Annotated in this window: 14 protein-coding genes; 5 read left to right on the forward strand and 9 right to left on the reverse strand. The window is 64.5% G+C overall.

Going from position 1 to position 16,577, the window contains the following annotated elements:
• Positions 1 to 18: 18 nt before the first annotated feature.
• Positions 19 to 936, forward strand: coding sequence for an Ig-like domain-containing protein (locus ABFE16_05800; protein MEN6344800.1), 918 nt, complete (start codon positions 19 to 21; stop codon positions 934 to 936).
• Positions 937 to 1,023: 87 nt separating this feature from the next.
• Here the strand turns inward: ABFE16_05800 and ABFE16_05805 are convergent, their stop codons facing one another.
• The 9 genes from ABFE16_05805 to ABFE16_05845 all read right to left on the reverse strand — a co-directional run bounded on the left by ABFE16_05805 (position 1,024) and on the right by ABFE16_05845 (position 9,815).
• Positions 1,024 to 2,004: an alpha-ketoacid dehydrogenase subunit beta gene (locus ABFE16_05805; GenBank protein MEN6344801.1), complete on the reverse strand. Its 981-nt coding sequence runs from the start codon at positions 2,002 to 2,004 to the stop codon at positions 1,024 to 1,026.
• A 69-nt stretch (positions 2,005 to 2,073) separates the two neighbouring features.
• On the reverse strand, positions 2,074 to 3,039 hold the full coding sequence (locus ABFE16_05810) for a thiamine pyrophosphate-dependent dehydrogenase E1 component subunit alpha (GenBank protein ID MEN6344802.1): 966 nt from the start codon (positions 3,037 to 3,039) through the stop codon (positions 2,074 to 2,076).
• Entirely contained in the window at positions 3,036 to 4,007 is a 972-nt protein-coding gene (locus ABFE16_05815; protein MEN6344803.1) for a beta-ketoacyl synthase N-terminal-like domain-containing protein, read from the reverse strand. Before ABFE16_05815 ends, ABFE16_05810 begins: the two co-directional genes overlap by 4 nt.
• Positions 4,004 to 5,209, reverse strand: a complete 1,206-nt coding sequence (locus ABFE16_05820) for a beta-ketoacyl-[acyl-carrier-protein] synthase family protein (protein MEN6344804.1) — start codon at positions 5,207 to 5,209, stop codon at positions 4,004 to 4,006. Before ABFE16_05820 ends, ABFE16_05815 begins: the two co-directional genes overlap by 4 nt.
• A gap of 218 nt (positions 5,210 to 5,427) precedes the next feature.
• A complete protein-coding gene (locus ABFE16_05825) occupies positions 5,428 to 5,943 on the reverse strand; it encodes a GNAT family N-acetyltransferase (protein ID MEN6344805.1) in 516 nt (171 codons plus the stop codon).
• A 195-nt stretch (positions 5,944 to 6,138) separates the two neighbouring features.
• Positions 6,139 to 7,524 (reverse strand): polysaccharide deacetylase family protein, encoded by a 1,386-nt coding sequence (locus tag ABFE16_05830; protein ID MEN6344806.1) that lies wholly within the window; start codon positions 7,522 to 7,524, stop codon positions 6,139 to 6,141.
• A 103-nt stretch (positions 7,525 to 7,627) separates the two neighbouring features.
• A complete protein-coding gene (locus tag ABFE16_05835; protein MEN6344807.1) occupies positions 7,628 to 8,167 on the reverse strand; it encodes an epoxyqueuosine reductase QueH in 540 nt (179 codons plus the stop codon).
• Between the two features lie 48 nt (positions 8,168 to 8,215).
• Complete coding sequence (locus tag ABFE16_05840) at positions 8,216 to 8,698, reverse strand: dual specificity protein phosphatase family protein (protein ID MEN6344808.1); 483 nt, start codon at positions 8,696 to 8,698, stop codon at positions 8,216 to 8,218.
• 43 nt (positions 8,699 to 8,741) lie between these two features.
• Positions 8,742 to 9,815: an aldose 1-epimerase gene (locus tag ABFE16_05845; GenBank protein ID MEN6344809.1), complete on the reverse strand. Its 1,074-nt coding sequence runs from the start codon at positions 9,813 to 9,815 to the stop codon at positions 8,742 to 8,744.
• Positions 9,816 to 10,035: 220 nt separating this feature from the next.
• Here ABFE16_05845 and ABFE16_05850 point away from each other — a divergent pair, with 220 nt between their 5' ends.
• The 4 genes from ABFE16_05850 (at position 10,036) to ABFE16_05865 (ending at position 16,544) form a co-directional block, all read left to right on the forward strand.
• On the forward strand, positions 10,036 to 11,016 hold the full coding sequence (locus ABFE16_05850) for a Gfo/Idh/MocA family oxidoreductase (protein ID MEN6344810.1): 981 nt from the start codon (positions 10,036 to 10,038) through the stop codon (positions 11,014 to 11,016).
• Between the two features lie 121 nt (positions 11,017 to 11,137).
• The gene (locus ABFE16_05855; GenBank protein MEN6344811.1) at positions 11,138 to 12,373 is read left to right on the forward strand and encodes a hypothetical protein; all 1,236 of its coding nucleotides are present in this window, start codon (positions 11,138 to 11,140) and stop codon (positions 12,371 to 12,373) included.
• Between the two features lie 414 nt (positions 12,374 to 12,787).
• The gene (locus tag ABFE16_05860; GenBank protein ID MEN6344812.1) at positions 12,788 to 13,507 is read left to right on the forward strand and encodes a response regulator transcription factor; all 720 of its coding nucleotides are present in this window, start codon (positions 12,788 to 12,790) and stop codon (positions 13,505 to 13,507) included.
• 127 nt (positions 13,508 to 13,634) lie between these two features.
• Complete coding sequence (locus ABFE16_05865; protein ID MEN6344813.1) at positions 13,635 to 16,544, forward strand: hypothetical protein; 2,910 nt, start codon at positions 13,635 to 13,637, stop codon at positions 16,542 to 16,544.
• Positions 16,545 to 16,577: the final 33 nt, after the last annotated feature.

Genomic DNA, 16,577 nt, shown 5'->3' on the forward strand with positions numbered 1-16,577 from the left:
CACAGGGGGAAAGCCGATATGGTTCGAAAGGCATCACACCTGCGCACCATCGCAGTCCTGATCGGGACCACCATCACCTGCCTGCTGCTGACGCTCCTCGCAGGCTGTGGCGGTGGTGGCGACGGACAGGTACCCACAGAACTGACCATCAGCCCGGATACCTTCACAGCCCGAGTGGGTGACCTTGTGCCGATGAAGGCCTATGCAACCTACGAGGGCGGGGCTGTTCGCGAGGTGACGTCCAAAGTCACCTGGGGCAGCGATGTGCAGCAGGTCGCGACAGTAAGCGCCTCGGGGAGCCTGCGGGCACTGGCAGCCGGCAGCACTGCGATCACTGCTGTCCTGGGCAAGCTCACGAGCAAGGCGGCTGCGGTCACCGTGCAGGACGTGCCAACGCTGCCGACCGCCGCCTATCTGCCCCTCAAGGCGGGCAACCAGTGGGAGTACACCGGCACCGAGGTCAACCCGCTCAGCGTGAAAGCGTCGGCGGTGACGATCACGCTGACGATGACGGTTTCACAGCAGTTGGTTCGCGATGGCGAGGTCTGGTGGCAGGTGCTGGCCAAGACGAGTGACCCGCAGAGCACACCGGTGCGAATGTACCTGCGCCACGATGCCGCCGGGCTGAGGTCGAGCGAGACGGCTGGTCACCCGGCAGTCAACCTCATGGCTACTCCGCTGCAGGCGGGCAACTCCTGGGTGCATCCCGAGGACTCGCGTCGCTCCTATGTGATCGAGAGCACCACGGAGACGGTGACCGTGCCCGCCGGCACCTACACGAACTGCGTGAAGGTCGTCGAGACGGACACCGGCTACACACCCGAGAGCCTCATCTCGGTCTGGTACAAGGATGGTGTGGGCATCGTGCAGGAGCAGGTCTACGCCGGCACGACCCTCGAGAGTGAGCAGAAGCTCGTGCGAATGCACGTCAACTAGCACTCGGTAGTCTCTATCGCAAAAGCGAACGCCGTCCCTGCTCAGGGACGGCGTTTCCGTGTGTCCATGCAAAGCCCCGAAGGGCCGTCAGTACTTCTGCACCAGTTCGGCAGCCGCTCGACCGATATCCTCCCAGTCGGGGGTCGCAGCTCGCTCCAGGACCGGACTGGCCGGCACCGGGATGTCCATGGCTGCGATCCGCGTCGGCGGAGCCTGCAGGTAGTCGAAGCAGGACTCCACGATCCTCGCCACGACCTCGGCAGCGATGCCTCCGGTCATGTGCCCCTCCTCAGCAACCACCACGCGACCGGTCTTCTCCACTGAGGCTGCCACCGTGTCGGTGTCCATGGGGGCCAGGGTGCGCAGGTCGATGACCTCAGCGGCGATGTCGTACTTGGCGAGGGCCTCGGCGGCCTTCAGTGCCTCCTCAGTCATGCGCGAGTAGGCGACGATGGTGACATCCTCCCCGTGACGGACGACCTTCGCCTCTCCCAGAGGCACCGTGTAGTCACCCTCCGGGACCTCCCCACGCCGACCGTAGAGGATCTTGCTCTCGATGAACACCACCGGGTCGTCGCAGCGGATCGCGCTCTTGAGCAGGCCCTTCGCATCTTCGGCAGTGGAAGGCGCCACGACGATCAGTCCGGGCGTTGCCACCAGCCACTTCTCGAGTGACTGCGAGTGCGTCGGTCCGTAGCCCCTGCCGGCTCCCGCAGGCGTCCGCAGCACCATCGGCACACGGGCCTGCTCGCCGAACTGGTAGCGGAGCTTCGCCGCATGGTTCGCGAGCTGGTCCATGGCCAGGGTCAGGAAGTCCATGAACATGATCTCGACGACCGGCCGCAGACCCGTGAGGGCGGCGCCGACGGCGACACCCACAAAGCCTCCCTCAGAAATGGGAGTGTTGCGGACACGGTCGGCGCCGTACTTGTCCGCCATCCCTGCGGTGAGCTTGAAGGCCCCGCCGTAGCCGGCGATGTCCTCGCCCATCAGGATGACGCGCTCGTCGCGCGCCATCTCCTCCTCAAGGGCCTGGCGGATCGCATGTGAGTAGAAGAGTTCAGCCATGATGTAGTCTCAGGTTCCTGTCGGCAACGTGGTCTTCATCAGACGGCAAGGGCACCGCAAGAGCGGACCTCAGAAGGTGACAAGCAGATTGTCGGCAACCGTCTGCGGGTCCGGCTCCGGGCTCTCGCGTGCGAACTGCACGGCAGCCTCAATCTCCTGATAGGCCTCGGCCCGAGCCTGCTCCAGGTCGGTCTCGGTGGCAAGACCCTCCTGCTTGAGACGCTCCGCCATCAGCAGGAGTGGATCTCGTGCCGCCCAGGCCTGCTCCTCCTCCTCAGGCCGGTACTCGCAGGCATCGCTCTTGGAGTGACCACAAAGACGGTAGGTCATGGCCTCGATCAGGAAGGCGCCCTCACCGACTCGAGAGCGCTCCGCAGCGTCATGCACGGCCTTGCGCACTGCGAAGTAGTCGTTGCCGTCGACGACGGAGGTGGTCAGACCATAGCCCTTGGCCCGCTCGGCCACACTGGGCTGCTTGAAGGCCTGGCGTGTCGGCGTGCTCATGGCGTACTGGTTATTCTCGCACAGGTAGAGGATGGGGAGCTCCCAGGTCGTCCCCATGTTGACGGCCTCGTGGAAGGTGCCCTGACCCGACGCGCCATCCCCGAAGAAGCAGAGCACTACCTTGCCGGTGTGCAGCAGCTTCTGGCTGAGCGCTGCCCCGGTCGCGATGGGCGTCATGCCACCGGTGATCCCATTGGAGCCCAGGAAGCCGATGGAGAAGTCCGCCATGTGCTGGCTGCCGCCACGTCCGCCGGAGTAACCGGTGGCTTTGCCGAACAGCTCGGCCATGACACGCCGGGAGTCGGCCCCCTTCGCGAGGAAATGACCGTGCCCGCGATGGTTGGAGGTCACCAGGTCGTCGGGACGTAGCCCGGCGATGGAACCCATGGCGGAGGCTTCCTGACCCATGCAGAAGTGCGAGGTGCCGGTGATGACGCCCTGGCCGAAGAGGCCGTCCAGCGCCTCCTCGAAGCTGCGGATCAGGACCATCGTGCGGTAGTGCTTGAGTAGCTCGGATCGGTCGTAGTTCACGAGAAGCTCCGTATCACGACGGCTGCACGCCGTCCGCTGGGAAGGTCGACAGCCTCCACCAGGCGAGGCTGATCAGACTGCTCGCCCAGGGCGGCGGCTAAGTCAAGGGCAAGCGAGGCACCGAAGGCATAGCCGTAGCTGGCCGACGGTTTCCAGGGGTCTGCAGGCTCAACCCCGGCATCCAGACAGGCTGCCCTCTTGGCCGTGTCGGCGTCCTCTTGCCCGTAGCCGCCAAGCCCCACACCCGCGAGTTCGGCGTGGACCTGTGCACCACGGTCTGCAGCGTGCTCGGCGCTCTCCAGGAGGAACAGACACGCACCCTCACCGGGAACCACTCCGGTTGGCAGGCCTCCGGCGCTGTTGAGGGCGGCGAGAAGCGCTTCGCTGAGGACATCCACGCCGCCGGCCAGGACCACCTCTGCCCGTCCCCAGCGCACCAGGTCAAGCCCGTAGCGAAGAGCATCCCCGCTGGAGGTTCCGCCGGCGGTCACGGTCGAGACCGGCCCCTCAATCTTGTACTCAATCGCGGCCAGGCTCGCGGGTGAGTTGGCGAAGCTGTGGGTGAAGATCATCGGCGACGCGAAGCGCAGGCCCTTGGCCTGAACCCGCGCCGTGACGTTGTGCATTGAGTCCAGGCAGCCGAAGGCAGTTCCCACGGACAGCCCGAAGCGCGGGTGGTCGAGTTCGCGCCAGCCCAGACCGGCATCCTCCAGCGCCAGCGCACAGGAGGCCAGCAGGAACTCGGAGCAGCGGTCGAGGTAGGTCTTCTCGCTTTCGAGGTAGTCCTCGACGACGAAGTCCAGGCACTCGGCAAGTTGCGGTAGAGCGGGCCAGTTGCCCTGCAGTCGTTGGGGCTCTCGGCAGCCCTGACGGCCCTCCAGGAGACCGGCATGGAAGTCCTCGCGGCCGATGCCGATGGCGCTGATGGGGCCCAGTCCGGTGATGACCACTGCACGCGGCTTGCTCATGCCTGGTCACCTCCGATCTCGCCGAGGACAACGCAGGCGTTGCTGCCGCCGACCCCTGCGCTGATCGATGCGGCGTAGTGCACCGGCCAGGGGCGCGACTGGTTCACCACGTAATCCAGGTCCATCGCCGGGTCCGGCACACCGTCGTTCATAGTGGGCGGCACCAGTTGGGTCTCGAGGGCCTTCACCGTGGCGATCGCCTCCACGGCTCCCGCAGCGCCCATCAGGTGCCCGATGGCGCCCTTGATGGAGCTCACCGGAATCTCCGCGGCATGCTCGCCGAGGACGGTCTTGATCGCGTGCGTCTCCTCAGGATCGTGGTACTCGGTTCCGGTACCGTGGGCATTGATGTAGTCGAGACGCTCGGGAGCAAGGTCCGCATCTGCCAGCGCCTCGGTCAGCACACGGATCATCCCGTTGCCGCCGGGATCGGGGGCAGTGAGATGGTAGGCGTTGTTGTTCTGCCAGCTCCCCAGGACCTCGCAGTAGATGCGCGCGCCACGAGCCTGAGCGTGATCCAGCTCCTCCAGGACCAGCACTCCGGCGCCCTCACCGAAGAGCGTGCCACTGCGGTTTGCACTGAAGGGGAGGATGTCGTTGGCAGTGATCGTGCGCAGAACGCTCAGGCCGCCCAGTGGGCTCCGAGCCAGGGCGTCATGCCCTCCGGCGAGCATTACATCGGCCCGACCGTAGCGCACGTAGTCGAAGGCGGTCCCAAGGGCGGCCGCTCCCGAGGCACAGGCGACCGACAGCACGCTCATGGGCCCGCGCAGACCGAAGAGCCGGCACAGGTGGTTAAGAGCCGTGTCGAAGCTGAACTCCTTGAAGCAAGCCGCAGACGCCTCACCGGCCAACCAGCTCTCGACGTAGGCATCCCAGGACACCGAGCCGCCGAAGTTGGTGGACAGGATGGCCCCGGCCCGTGATGCCTCCGACGCGGGAACCTCCCAGGCAGCATCTGTTAGGGCTTCCCGAGCCGCCGTGAGCAGGAACTGAGTCGCGTCATCCGGGGGAGAGGTCAGCCCGAAGGCACTCGCGTCAAAGGACCAGTCCCAGACCTGCCCGCCCTTCTCATTGCGAAGGCCGGTAGGGTCGAACTTGATGATGCGCGCGAGCGCCCGCCGGTTCGCGATCAGGCCCTGCCAGAAGGCCTTCACGCCGGTGCCGAAAGGTGTCACGGCTCCAAGCCCCGTGACAACCACACGTCGCAAGGAAATCACACTCTCTGAAGAAGATGGCGGGCGAGAGTCTGCCGCCGGGGGAGACGTATCAGTGCCTTCTGGCCTGCAGGCCCCTTAAGTGGTGACGAACCAGCAGCCCGCTTTGCTCACTAACGGGTCAAAGCGGGACCTCTCACCCCGAAAGACACAAACACTCGGTGTCCCATGGGGTTCCGCCTGGTTGGCGGCACGGGCAGAGGCTACAGCTTCAGGTAATAGCGGACATGCGGGGTAGATCGGTCAAAGCCGGCCTTCTCGTACATGGCTCGCGCCGGTGCGTGCCCCTCATCGAGGCCCGTGTTGACGCTTACGGAGGCCATTCCCATCTCACGGAGCACTCGCAGCACCTCACGGCACTGGGCGACGCCGATGCCACGGCCCTGAAAGGCCGGATCGACACCGTTGTTGCCGATCTCTGCGATGCCACGGTCGCGGTAGGGCACGAAGGTGATGAAGCCGGCGATCACAGGGGAGCCGGACGCCGGGGTGATCTCGGTGACAAGCGTCCACTTGGAGTACTCGGTGACGAAGTTCTGGACCTGCTGGCGCTTGTTGCCTTCGGGGTCCGGGTTGTGGAGCTGGTAGAGCTCCTCGCCGAGCATCTCGCGCTGGGCCGTCCACACTCTCTCCCAGGCTGCTGCGGCGATGTCGGCACAACGGGGCGCATCCTCGGGCTGTGCGAACCGGATCTTGCGGCTCTCGGCGGAGGTCTCCATCGCGATTGCCCCCAGGTGTGGGATACCTGACCCTTCAGTGTGCGGTCTGCAGAGGATGCCTGAACGGTTGGGACTGGCCCACCAACACTGCGAGCCGCGTACCCCTACGCGGCTCACACTGCACTGCCCCGGTTACGTTGCGCCCAGGCTGACAGGGTCAGCCAATACAACATTTCCTAGTGTACACCGAGGGCACTATTCTGTCAAATTGAGGCGTGCACGCTGCGCTACCGCCAGACGGGCCGGTATGCGCTGGACGCCCGCTCCGCAGACTTCGGACAGCGGCGCCGGAGTCAGCCCCCGGGAGCGCAGCCGCTGGATGATGAGCGGCAGCGCGGCCACGCTGCGCATGTCTCCCTGGTGCATGAGGATCACGTCGCCGGAGCGGATGCCGTAGGTCGCACGGTTCACAACCGCCTCCGGCGTCAGGCGGGTCCAGTCGCCGGCGTTGTGGGTCCACAGTGCGGTCGTCAGCCCAAGCCTGTCAGCGACCTGAAGGACGTCTGCATTGAAGTCCCCGCCCGGCGGACGCAGGAAGGAAGGGACGGTACCGGTGAGCGTCGCCACGATCTTGGAGCAGGCCCGGAGCTCGGCATAGGCCTCCTCCGTCGAGAGCTTCGAGAAACGCCGGTGCGAGTAGGTATGGTTGCCGATGTCGTGGCCGTCGCGAGCGATCTCACGGATCAGCCCCGGATACTCCTCGGCCTTGTCACCGACCACGAAGAAGGTCACCTTCACGTGCTCACGGCGTAGGATGTCCAGGAACAGCGGCGTGATGAGCGGGTGCGGGCCATCGTCGACGGTGATCGCCACCTTGCCGCCGTTGGGGACGTCGCCGAGGATCGTGCGGACCAGGCTGCTCGGGCCCGGCAGGTCCTGGACGACCGACCGGCCCTCCTTCAGTAGACCATCCCACTCTTCGGCCAGTCGTGGTGCGGTGTAGGCTGTGCGGGGCATGGAGCCCTCCGCCGAAGCCCAGTCCACCGCGTAGTGGGTAAAGACGGGATCATAGCGGACAGCACTGAGTGAGGCTAGAAGCTCGCGCGGCGTGCGCTGACCCGCTGCCGTCAACTGCTGGTAGAGACGACGCTCAGCGGCCACCGAGAAGACCGTCCGATGCCACTCGGTGCCCGCATGGTCCAGTTCAGGGAGCACCGCCCAGAAGTCCACATGTCGCAGTTGCAGGGGCAGCGCGAAAGCAGCGGCCAAGGCGGCTGCTGCGTCCTGCTCGACGGACGAAAGCGAGAACAGCCGACTCTGCGCGTCCCCAACCTGCACCTTGATGAGTGCGACGGGAGCGCCACCTTCCTCCGCCACAGCGACCTTCAGGATCCGCTCCGTGAGCGGCACCTGCTGCAGCGCTTCGAGCAGTTGCTTCTCAAGCTGCGGGTTCATCCCCTTGAGGGCCGGTTCGTCCTCGGCAAAGGGCCGGCTCAGGTCATAGGGCGGAATCAGGGACGACCGCAGTCCCAGATGGGAGAGTGGCTCGAGGGCGGCCTGACAGGTGGCCGTGGTGCACGCCAGCAGGATAGGGAAGAGGAGTGCGAAGATGGGCTGCGGTCTCTGACGGCAAGGGCTCATGACGTAGACTCGTGGGAGAAAGCTCGTTGTGGTGAAGGGCCTGAAGACAGGGCGATTATACATGCTGGGCAAGTGGCTGTCGAGACGAGGCGACCCCGGGTACTCAGCGTTGCGAGAAGCGGCAGCCGCAGTAACGTTGCCGGTACAGCTCCCACTCGCGGCTCAGCTCGAGACTGCGGAGGAAGCCGTTCTGCTTCTTGAAGTCCTCCGCGAGGAAGCTAGCCTGGACACCGTGCGTCACCTGCCGCCCGATCTCATTGATCACCGCGGCCGACTTGTGGGGGCTGACGGTCAGAGTGGTCGCAACGGTGCCGAAGCCACGCTCGACTGCCTCCTGTGCCGTCCGACGGAGACGGTACTCGTAGCACAGGCGACAGCGCTCACCGCCCTCGGGGTCGGCCTCGTGACCGCTCACAGCCTGCAGCCACCCCTCCTCGTCGGGCGGGATCACCACCAGGTCACAACCCAGGTGCTCAGCGACTTTGCGGGCTTGCGCCAGTCGCAGGTCATGCTCTTCGTCGGGCTCCAGATTCGGGTTGTACCAGAGCATGGTCACGCGGAAGCGCTCTGAAAGGCGCTCCACAACCGCCGTCGCGCAGGGACCGCAGCAGACGTGCAAAAGAAGCCCGGGCATCTCCGACATGGAACTCCACTCCCTTGTCGCGTGGCCTGGAGGGCCTGCGACACAACCTCACTCCTGCGGTGGTTGGCTCCCGCCGATGACCCGAGGCAGGGCCTCGCGCACTGATTGGTAGAGGTCCTCGAACTCCTCCACAACCTGCACCTGACCCCGGTTCGGCTCCACAAGGGGCCGGCGCTCCCGCATGTACTCAAGGGCGTCCCGGGTTCGCAGGCCCTGGGTCACCAGATAGCAGGCCACCGTCAGCGGGGCACGACCGACCCCGAGCTTGCAGTGGACCACGATCTTCTTGCCCAGGGCGACGGCCGAGGAGATGAACTGCGTCGCGAGGAGGAGCTGATCCAGGCTTGGCATGTACCAGTCCGTAGCGGGCAGCCACAACTCCGCCTCCGGGCTCAGGCCGCCGAAGTCGTCGCGCTTCTCCTCTTGCAGGCTCAGATCAACCCGCACGCCCTGGGCATAGAGCGCTTCCCAGTCGCCGGGCCCCAGTTCACCGCCGCACCAGATCTGCTCAGTTATCTGACTGTGTCTCATTCGCCTTACCTTTGGCCTGGGCCAGGTTGCGGGGCCACGTTTCCTAACGAAGGGTTCCGTCCGGAGCGATCCCCGAGACTCGCTCGCGACCCTCGTAGGCGACCGCCCGGATCCAGGTCTTGAGGGTCTGGCCCGACTCGATCGTCAACTGGGTCCCGGCCTCGATGGCTTTGGTGAGGATCGCCGGAATGCTGCTGAAAGGCTCGACCGCCATCACGTAGCAGCGCCCCCAGAAGGGCCAGCCGGTCTCGCCCGCCAGGTTCTGCCAACACCATAGATGACGGAAGACGTTGGTGTCAAAGGCCATGCCCACGCCGACGCGCTTGCTCTGGTTGGTGAGGGCGTACCACCCTTCTTGTAGGTCGGTCAGGTAGGTCATCTCCGTGACGCGCTGCTCCGGGGGTGTGACTCGGCTGACGTCCCATTCGCGTCCGTCCCTGGTCTTGCCGACCGGCCAGGCGAAGCGTGCACCCGCCGGTAGCTGCGACTCCGTGCCCACGTTCTTGTCCACCACGACTGTCTGGGCCGCGCAGTCCAGCACACAGGACTCATCGAGGAAGGGCGGACCGTAGGCCGGGTGGTGTCCCCACATCAGGTCAAGGGTCTCGCTGCTCTCATTGGTCACGGCCTCGTCGATCTGCACCACCGGGATACCGGAGCGCAAGGTCATGGTGCGCTCCAGCAGGTAGGGCGAGCGCGGAGTCCGGCACCCGAGCTTCACACTGACGCACTCGGGGCTGTCCTCAAGCACCTGGTGACGCCAGGGGATGCCCCAAACCTCCCCGTGCTGGCCCAGTTCGACTCCCTTATAGGTACAGGTTCGTCCGCCGTTGGGCAGACACTCCTGCCAGCCTCCCTCGTAGTAGTCGCTGAAGGGCCCGTGAGTCGCGGGGCGCGTGTCGTGGCTGACCATCGGCGGGCGAAGTCCCAACGGACTGCGCCACAGGAAGTCCACGTCACGAGGCTTGTATACGAACTCATAGATGTCGGCGCCCTTGTCAAGCAAGACGGTGATGCGGATCAGCTCGTTCTCAAGAACAAGAAGGCGCAAGCCGCGGTAGACCAACTCGTCCTGTACGCGGCAACCGTAGTTGCGCTCATGGGTGTAGAGCGGCATGGAGTACCTCCACTGGCAGGGATACAGAGTTCGCGATATGTTTCCCGACTCGGGGCAGGAAGGCCTTCCTTCCGCAGCGAAGAGTCAGCCGGTCGAGGCTCTCGGCGGGTTGGAGAAGGTGCCGAAGGGGCCTCGGCGGAAGTACGCGTGCAGTCTTCAAAGGCTGTGCGGCTATTGTGCTGCGTCAGCCGAGTCTTACACTGGGAGAGGTGCAAGCGAAATGTCCGATACGTTGCGTGCCGGGATCCTTGGCCTGGGCAACATCTCCAATGCCCACGTTCAGGGCTACAAGAAGACTGAGGGCGTGGAGTTGGTGGCCGGGGCAGACGTGAATCAGGAAGCTGTGCAGGCGGCCGAGGCCAAGCATGGGATCAAGGGGTACGCCGACTGGCGACAGATGCTCGATGAAGCCGAATTGGATGTCGTCAGCATCTGCACTCCGCCCTTCCTGCACCGTGAGATGGCCGTCGAGGCCCTTTCCAAGGGCATCCACGTTCTGTGCGAGAAGCCCATCGCCGCGACCCTGGAGGACGCCGAGATCATGGCCGCTGCAGCGAAGGAGTACCCGGCGAAGCTCATGATCGCCTACTGCCACCGCTGGCATCCGGTGATGCTCAAGGTCAAGCAGCTCATCGACGCGGGGATCCTCGGCAAGCCCCTGTTCTTCCGCTGCGCCTTCGCAGGATGGGCGAAGTTCTCCACCAACCACCGGGCGATCAAGAGCCAGGCAGGCGGCGGAGCTCTGATGGACAACGGTTCCCACGCCACCGACATCTACCAGTTCCTTCTGGGCAAGATCCGCAACGTGTCCTGCCGTGCGGGCACGCTGGTGCAGGACATCGAGACCGACGACGTGGCCATCATGATCTTCGAGGGTGAGAACGGGTGCTACGGTGAGGTCATCGTCGGCTACTCGCTGCCGGGCGACCACACCGAGTTCAAGATCATTGGCGAGAAGGGCGTAATCCGCGTCGATAACTACTGGTCCGGGCCGGTGCGCTTCCAGCCCGCGGGCGCCCAGGAGTGGCTCGAGCATGAAGTGCCGGCCGGTGACCGCTTCCAGGGCGAGTTCGCGCACTTTATCGCCGCCGTCAAGGGTGAGACCGAACTGAGCAGCACGGCAGAGACCGCGCTGCATGTGGAGAGGGTCATCACCGCAGCCTACGCCGACGCAGAGAAGAAGGGCATCGCGATCTGCTAGAAACGCGGGAAGAACGCGAGGCTCGGCCGCACCAACAGCCAGAGGGTGAGTTCGCCGGCGCGACAGGTTGCTCCCTGAGAGGAGAGTCCACATGCCGCGCCGGCTGAGGAGAGGATGCGCGGTGCCGAAGGCGGTCTGGTCGGTTGCTGTGGCGCTATTCGTTGCCCTGGTTGCCTGCGGGTCCTGCCTGGCCCAGGGTGTTGTTCCGCGGGTCACGTACGTAGACCCAATCGCCGGCTTCACCATGGACATCCCAGAGGACTGGAGTGTTCAGGCGGCGGAGTATGGTCTGTACATCATCAGCATCGACGCGGGTTCGGGTGCCGGGATCTGCATTCGGCAGCCGGTGGTATGGTTCTTCGAGTCTGCCAAGCCCCCTGAGGCAGCCGCTCGGGAGCTTGCGGAGGGGCTGAGCTACGCCTGGGGTTCGCCTGCCGAAGTTCGGGCAACCGGCAACGGCGGCGAATGGGAAGTAACGATGTCCACGCTCGACGAGTTGGGCACGCTCCTGAATCGCTTCCTGTTCCGGCAGGAGAGAGGGCGCAACTACTGCGTGGCAGCCTTCTCTCGCCCGGAGATTGCCGAACAGTTTCGCGAGGACCTGCGGACAGTCTTCGCCACGTGCCGGCTGGTCGATCGGCCGGCCACGCAGATCATCAAGGAGCCCAAGTACAATGCGTACCGGATGACGCTCCCGGTTGGCTGGCGGTGGGAAGGGGAAGTGATCTGGGCGCGTTTGGTTCCGGGGTACTTCACGTGGAAGGTGCAGAGCCCGGACGGGTCGCTGGGGGCCTTCTCGAGCCCTCCGGCACTCTTCAACGTGACCACACCCTACATGCCGCCTTCACAGTGCGCCCAGGCCATCGTGGTGCCCGGCCTGCGGCAGTATCTTCCAGATGTGAGGCTCGAGGATGTGCATGAGTTGCCGCGCTTTGGCGCCTACTCGGCCGGCCTGCTGAAGGCCTTTGGTATCTCCGACAGCGCTCGGGTCGACAAGGCCTGGGGCGATTTCGTGGGCACAGCGGGCGGCCGGCAGGTCCGCGTACGTGCGACGATGGCTTCCTTCATGATCGGCTCTTCACCCTTGCTGGGGGGACGGGGCGACTGGTTCTTTGTCACCTGTGGCGCCTGGGCTCCGGTGGAGGAGTTCGCACAGCAATACCCGCTGTGCCGTGCGGTCGTGTCGTCTCTGGTGACGGACCAGCAGTTCAGGATCAACCAGATGGCGGCTGTCACCGAAGTGATCCTGGGCAAGGACATCAAGAATTCGGACGGGAGCAAGCGTCACGTACGCGGGATGGCGGACACGAGGGACTACTGGTCGGGGCAGTGGATCAGCAAGTACATCAGAAGATAGCAGACCCTACACGGGGCGCAACTTTGCTGGGGTCTTGGGGGGCTGGATACCAGCCCTTGCAGGGCCCAGGGCAGATGGGGCCGAGCGTCTCGATCGTGCGGCCGCAGACTGACAGAGCGGCCGCTCGGATGTGGCATCCGCCCCCCGGCGGTCGGGACTCTCTAGACATCGCCTCGTCCGGCATCGGGCCCGGACGCCCCCAAGACCTTACAGCGAAGATAGCATAGCAGGACGGTCTCCAATGGGCCTCCACTGAAGTTCAAAAGCGGTGCAAGTCTGCGCGCCCATTCTTGCGCAGAGTTGCGCAGAGGCGGGAGTCAGGGACGCAGCACAGAACCGAAGGTCGGGCCTCGGAACCGGGGAGGACACGGCCGCACAGCGGCGGTCGCCCAATTTCCAGGAAGGTCGCTACAGATGACGGAGGCAGTTGAGAGCCCAGTTGCGCTTATCATTGAGGACGAGGTGGGGCTAGCCGAGGTCGAGTCAGACATCTTGGCGGGGCTCGGATGCCATACCCACCTTGCCATGACCGGCGCTGACGGCCTCAGAGCCGCACGCCTCATCCTGCCGGATTTAGTGCTCCTCGATCTGGGCCTGCCCGACGTGGAGGGCATGAGCATCTGCCGGGCGATCCTGGGTTTGCGCCGGCCCCGCGTGATGGTCGTCACGGGGGTGCTCGACGGTGACACGGCCACGACAGCCTTGGAGCTCGGAGCCGACGACTACGTCAGGAAGCCCTTCCACCTGTATGAACTGCAGGCCCGCGCTAGAGCCGTTCTGCAGCGAACGGGGCAGGTACGTTCGGGGAGCCTGAAGGTGGGACGGCTTGTGATCGACCGGGATGCCTGCCGCGTCACGGTTGATGGCCGCCCGGTGGAGCTGAGTGCCACCGAGCTCAGGCTTCTGATCTTCCTTGCCGAGCATCCCGGCTGGGTCTTCTCCAAGGAGCAGCTTCTGGGTGCACTGTGGCCGGGCAACCGGGATGCCCACTCCGTTCAGGTGCATATCTCGAACCTGCGACGCAGAATGGAACCCGAGGGGACGCCGGAGAGTCTGATCCAGACCGTCAAAGGCCTTGGCTATCGCCTCTCGCCCTACGGAAACGGCTCGGCGCGGTCGAGCAAAGGCGGGTAAGCCCCGTTTTTTGGCCCGCGAGTGGTTGATTTCCCGGCCGTCTCAGTGCATAATAGGCGAAACCTTTTGCCCGGCTGGATGTCTATTGGACACAGTAAAGCGGATACCACTACGGGCAGTGGCTGACATGAAGACTACACGCACTCACAACCTGGCGCTGCTTCTTGGGACACTTCTCCTACTTTCCGTAGGAGGAGCGTTCGCGCAGACTGTTGAGTCGCTGCAGCCGACAGAGAGCGTTGCCACCAGCAAGTCGTCGGCCGCCACGATTGAGAGCCTCACACCGATCGCGTCGAATCTCGAGAGCCTCGTGGCGGACCCCTCTCACGGATGGGTGGACGGCAAGGTCAGCCTGGACCTGTACAAGTCCAACCTTGAGTGGAACCTGACCGATACCATGTCGGTCTCGCGCAACTTCTCACAGAAGCGCGTGGAGTCAAAGGGGTCGGCCTTCAAGACAGGAGTCCAGGAGCAGCTAACCGAGTCTCTGAGCCTCAACCCCTTCGCCAAGACCAACTTCACCCTGTCACGAGTGAAGACCGAGTTGAGCGACCTTGGGATGTCGAGTCTGAGCGCAAGCTCCGTTGAGACCATGGGGCTGACCCAGAAGTATGGTGGCGGCGACACGGGCGGGGCCATGAGTTTCACCCGCAAGGTCACGGAGAACTACACACCGGGCGTGGAGGGTCTGCGGTCTTCAGCCTTTGCTCTCTCGAAGACCACGGAGGAGAACACCTTCAAACTCTCCCAGGGCTTCACCTCGGTCAGTGGGGCGGGCAAGCTTGACTTCACCCGGAACATGACCAGCACCCAGACCCCTGGGGCCTACGCTAACGAGACGGCAAGTGATGCGTTGCGCCTGACGATGGGGTTGTGGGCAGACTCCAAGTTCAGTGGTGTCTACGAACGGAGCCACGCCAACCGCGACGAGGGGCTTCAGAGCCAGCACCGTGCTATGGCTCTCGCCCGCAAGTTCCGCGCAGGCGATGCGAGCATGTCCCTCGATACGGTGAGCAGTCGCGCCAACGGTGCCGACACCGTCACCACGACGCAGGCCTTCAAGGTGCCCCTGAGCCTCAGGGGACGCAACGTCGCGATGGCCTTCGACACGAAGACGGTCGACCGCAATGACGTCATGCAGTCCGACAACCGCTCCATGAGCCTCGCGACCAAGCTCGCGGGCCAGGACGCCAAGGCCAGTTGGAGCCAGAACCAGGTTGCCAAGAGCGCGACTGTCACTGAGGAAACGACGACACAGAGCTTGCTGCTGCCCTTCCAGTTCAGTGGCACCGCAGCCAAGTTTGCTTTCGATACGAAGACTGTGCAGCGCGGCACGGATCTGATCTCGGAGTCGCGGACGCTGGACTTCGCCACGAAGCTCTTTGGTAGCGATGCCAAGGCCAACTGGAGCCGGGCCGTTGCCGACAAGGGCGGCAAGGACGAGAAGACGACCAAGGCCGCGTACGCGATGGCGCTCCCCTTCCTGGGCGCGCAGACCAAGCTGAGCTTCTCAGAGAACACCGTTCAGCTTGCCAGTGCCGTACAGAAGAAGGAGCGCACGACCACGGTGGCCCTTCCTCTGACCCAGCTCCAGAAGGGGGCCAGTCTCACCTACGCGGTGCAGGGCACCCAGAAGACGGGCGGTTCCCTGCAGGAAGTCCGAACTGCGACACTGGCTACGCCGCTCTCGCTGCTTGGCAAGACGATGCAGACGGAGCTCGTGCGGTCAGAGACGGAATCGGCCGGCAACGTGACGACGAGGTTTGCGGCGAAGGGCACCATGCCGATGACCTTGCTCGGACGCGACTGGAAGACCGAAAACCAGTACGCCGCGACCAACCGCCCGGACGGTACCGAGCAGAACCAGTGGAAGACCAACCTGAGCATCCCCTTCAAATCGGGGGCCGCAACTTTCGACCGCGACGAAGTCGTTGAGGTTGCGGAGAATGGCACCGAGAAAGTGACCCGTACGACGAACATCGCGGGGCCGAAGGTGCCTCTTGGCAATAGCACCAGCCTGCGGGCCGACGTGCAGCTCAAAACGTTGCCCGCCGCTGCGGATCAGCAGATCACGCACGTGGCCATTCAGAGCAAGCCGATGCCTGCGGTCACCCTTGCTGCCGACTTCAGACTGCAGGACCTCGGCCCAAACAAGGAAACAACTCAGCACCAGCTCGATGCGAGTTACGCGCTGAACCAGCGGTTGTCGCTGAACGCTCGGTACCTCGAGCGCGAACAGCTCGACAAAAGCCCCTATATCCAGCGGACCGTGGTCGTGCAGCAGAAGGGCGGGGACGCCAAGGACCTGCAGCTCAAGGCAGCCTTCACGAGCACGGATGACGGCAAGACCGACGGTGACCTCATGAAGCTGATCGAGGTCGGCGTGGGTGACGCCAAGGTCCTCGGTGTGAACGTCAAGTACCAGGAGTACGACGAGGCCAAGCTGACCTCGCTGGGTGATGCGACAGTCAAGGTCGGCCTTACGCACGGAGCAGCGGACGCCGTCAACGTGAGTGTCGGCTACGAGGACTCGAAGGGTCGGACGGCACCGATGCGCAACTACACTCTCGGCCTGCCCCTGGGTGGAAACGCCGTGAAGCTGGTGTACAGCCAGAACGGCCTCGACCCGACTGATCCGAAGCAGCAGCGGATCCGTGTGGCCGATGTGTATGACGCATCCCTGAGCCGCAAGCTCTCCGGCGACGTGAGTCTGAACCTGGGGTACCGCTACCTCGACTACCCCGAGACAGCCAAGGCTGCCGAGGACGTCGAGCAGTGGTTCCAGGTCAAGCTGACGGGCGGGAAAGCGGAGAACGGCGGCTCGATCCAACTTGGGTACGCAGCCGGCGACTTCGTCGACCTGAACAAGGACAAGCCGGCCAATACGGCGCAGTCGATCCTGACCCTGAACTATGAGCGCAAGTGGAGCGATGCGGGCAGCCTCAGCGTTCGTGTGAACCGTACGAACATGCCCGACAACATCGCCAACCTCGAGGACAGCTACGAAGGACGGGTGCAGTTCGAGTACAAGTTCTAGTCGCCTGTCTCCGAAGGCGGAAAAGGACGCCGG

It is taken from the genome of Armatimonadia bacterium, from assembly GCA_039679385.1.
In the GTDB taxonomy this organism is placed as follows: Bacteria; Armatimonadota; Zipacnadia; order Zipacnadales; family JABUFB01; genus JAJFTQ01.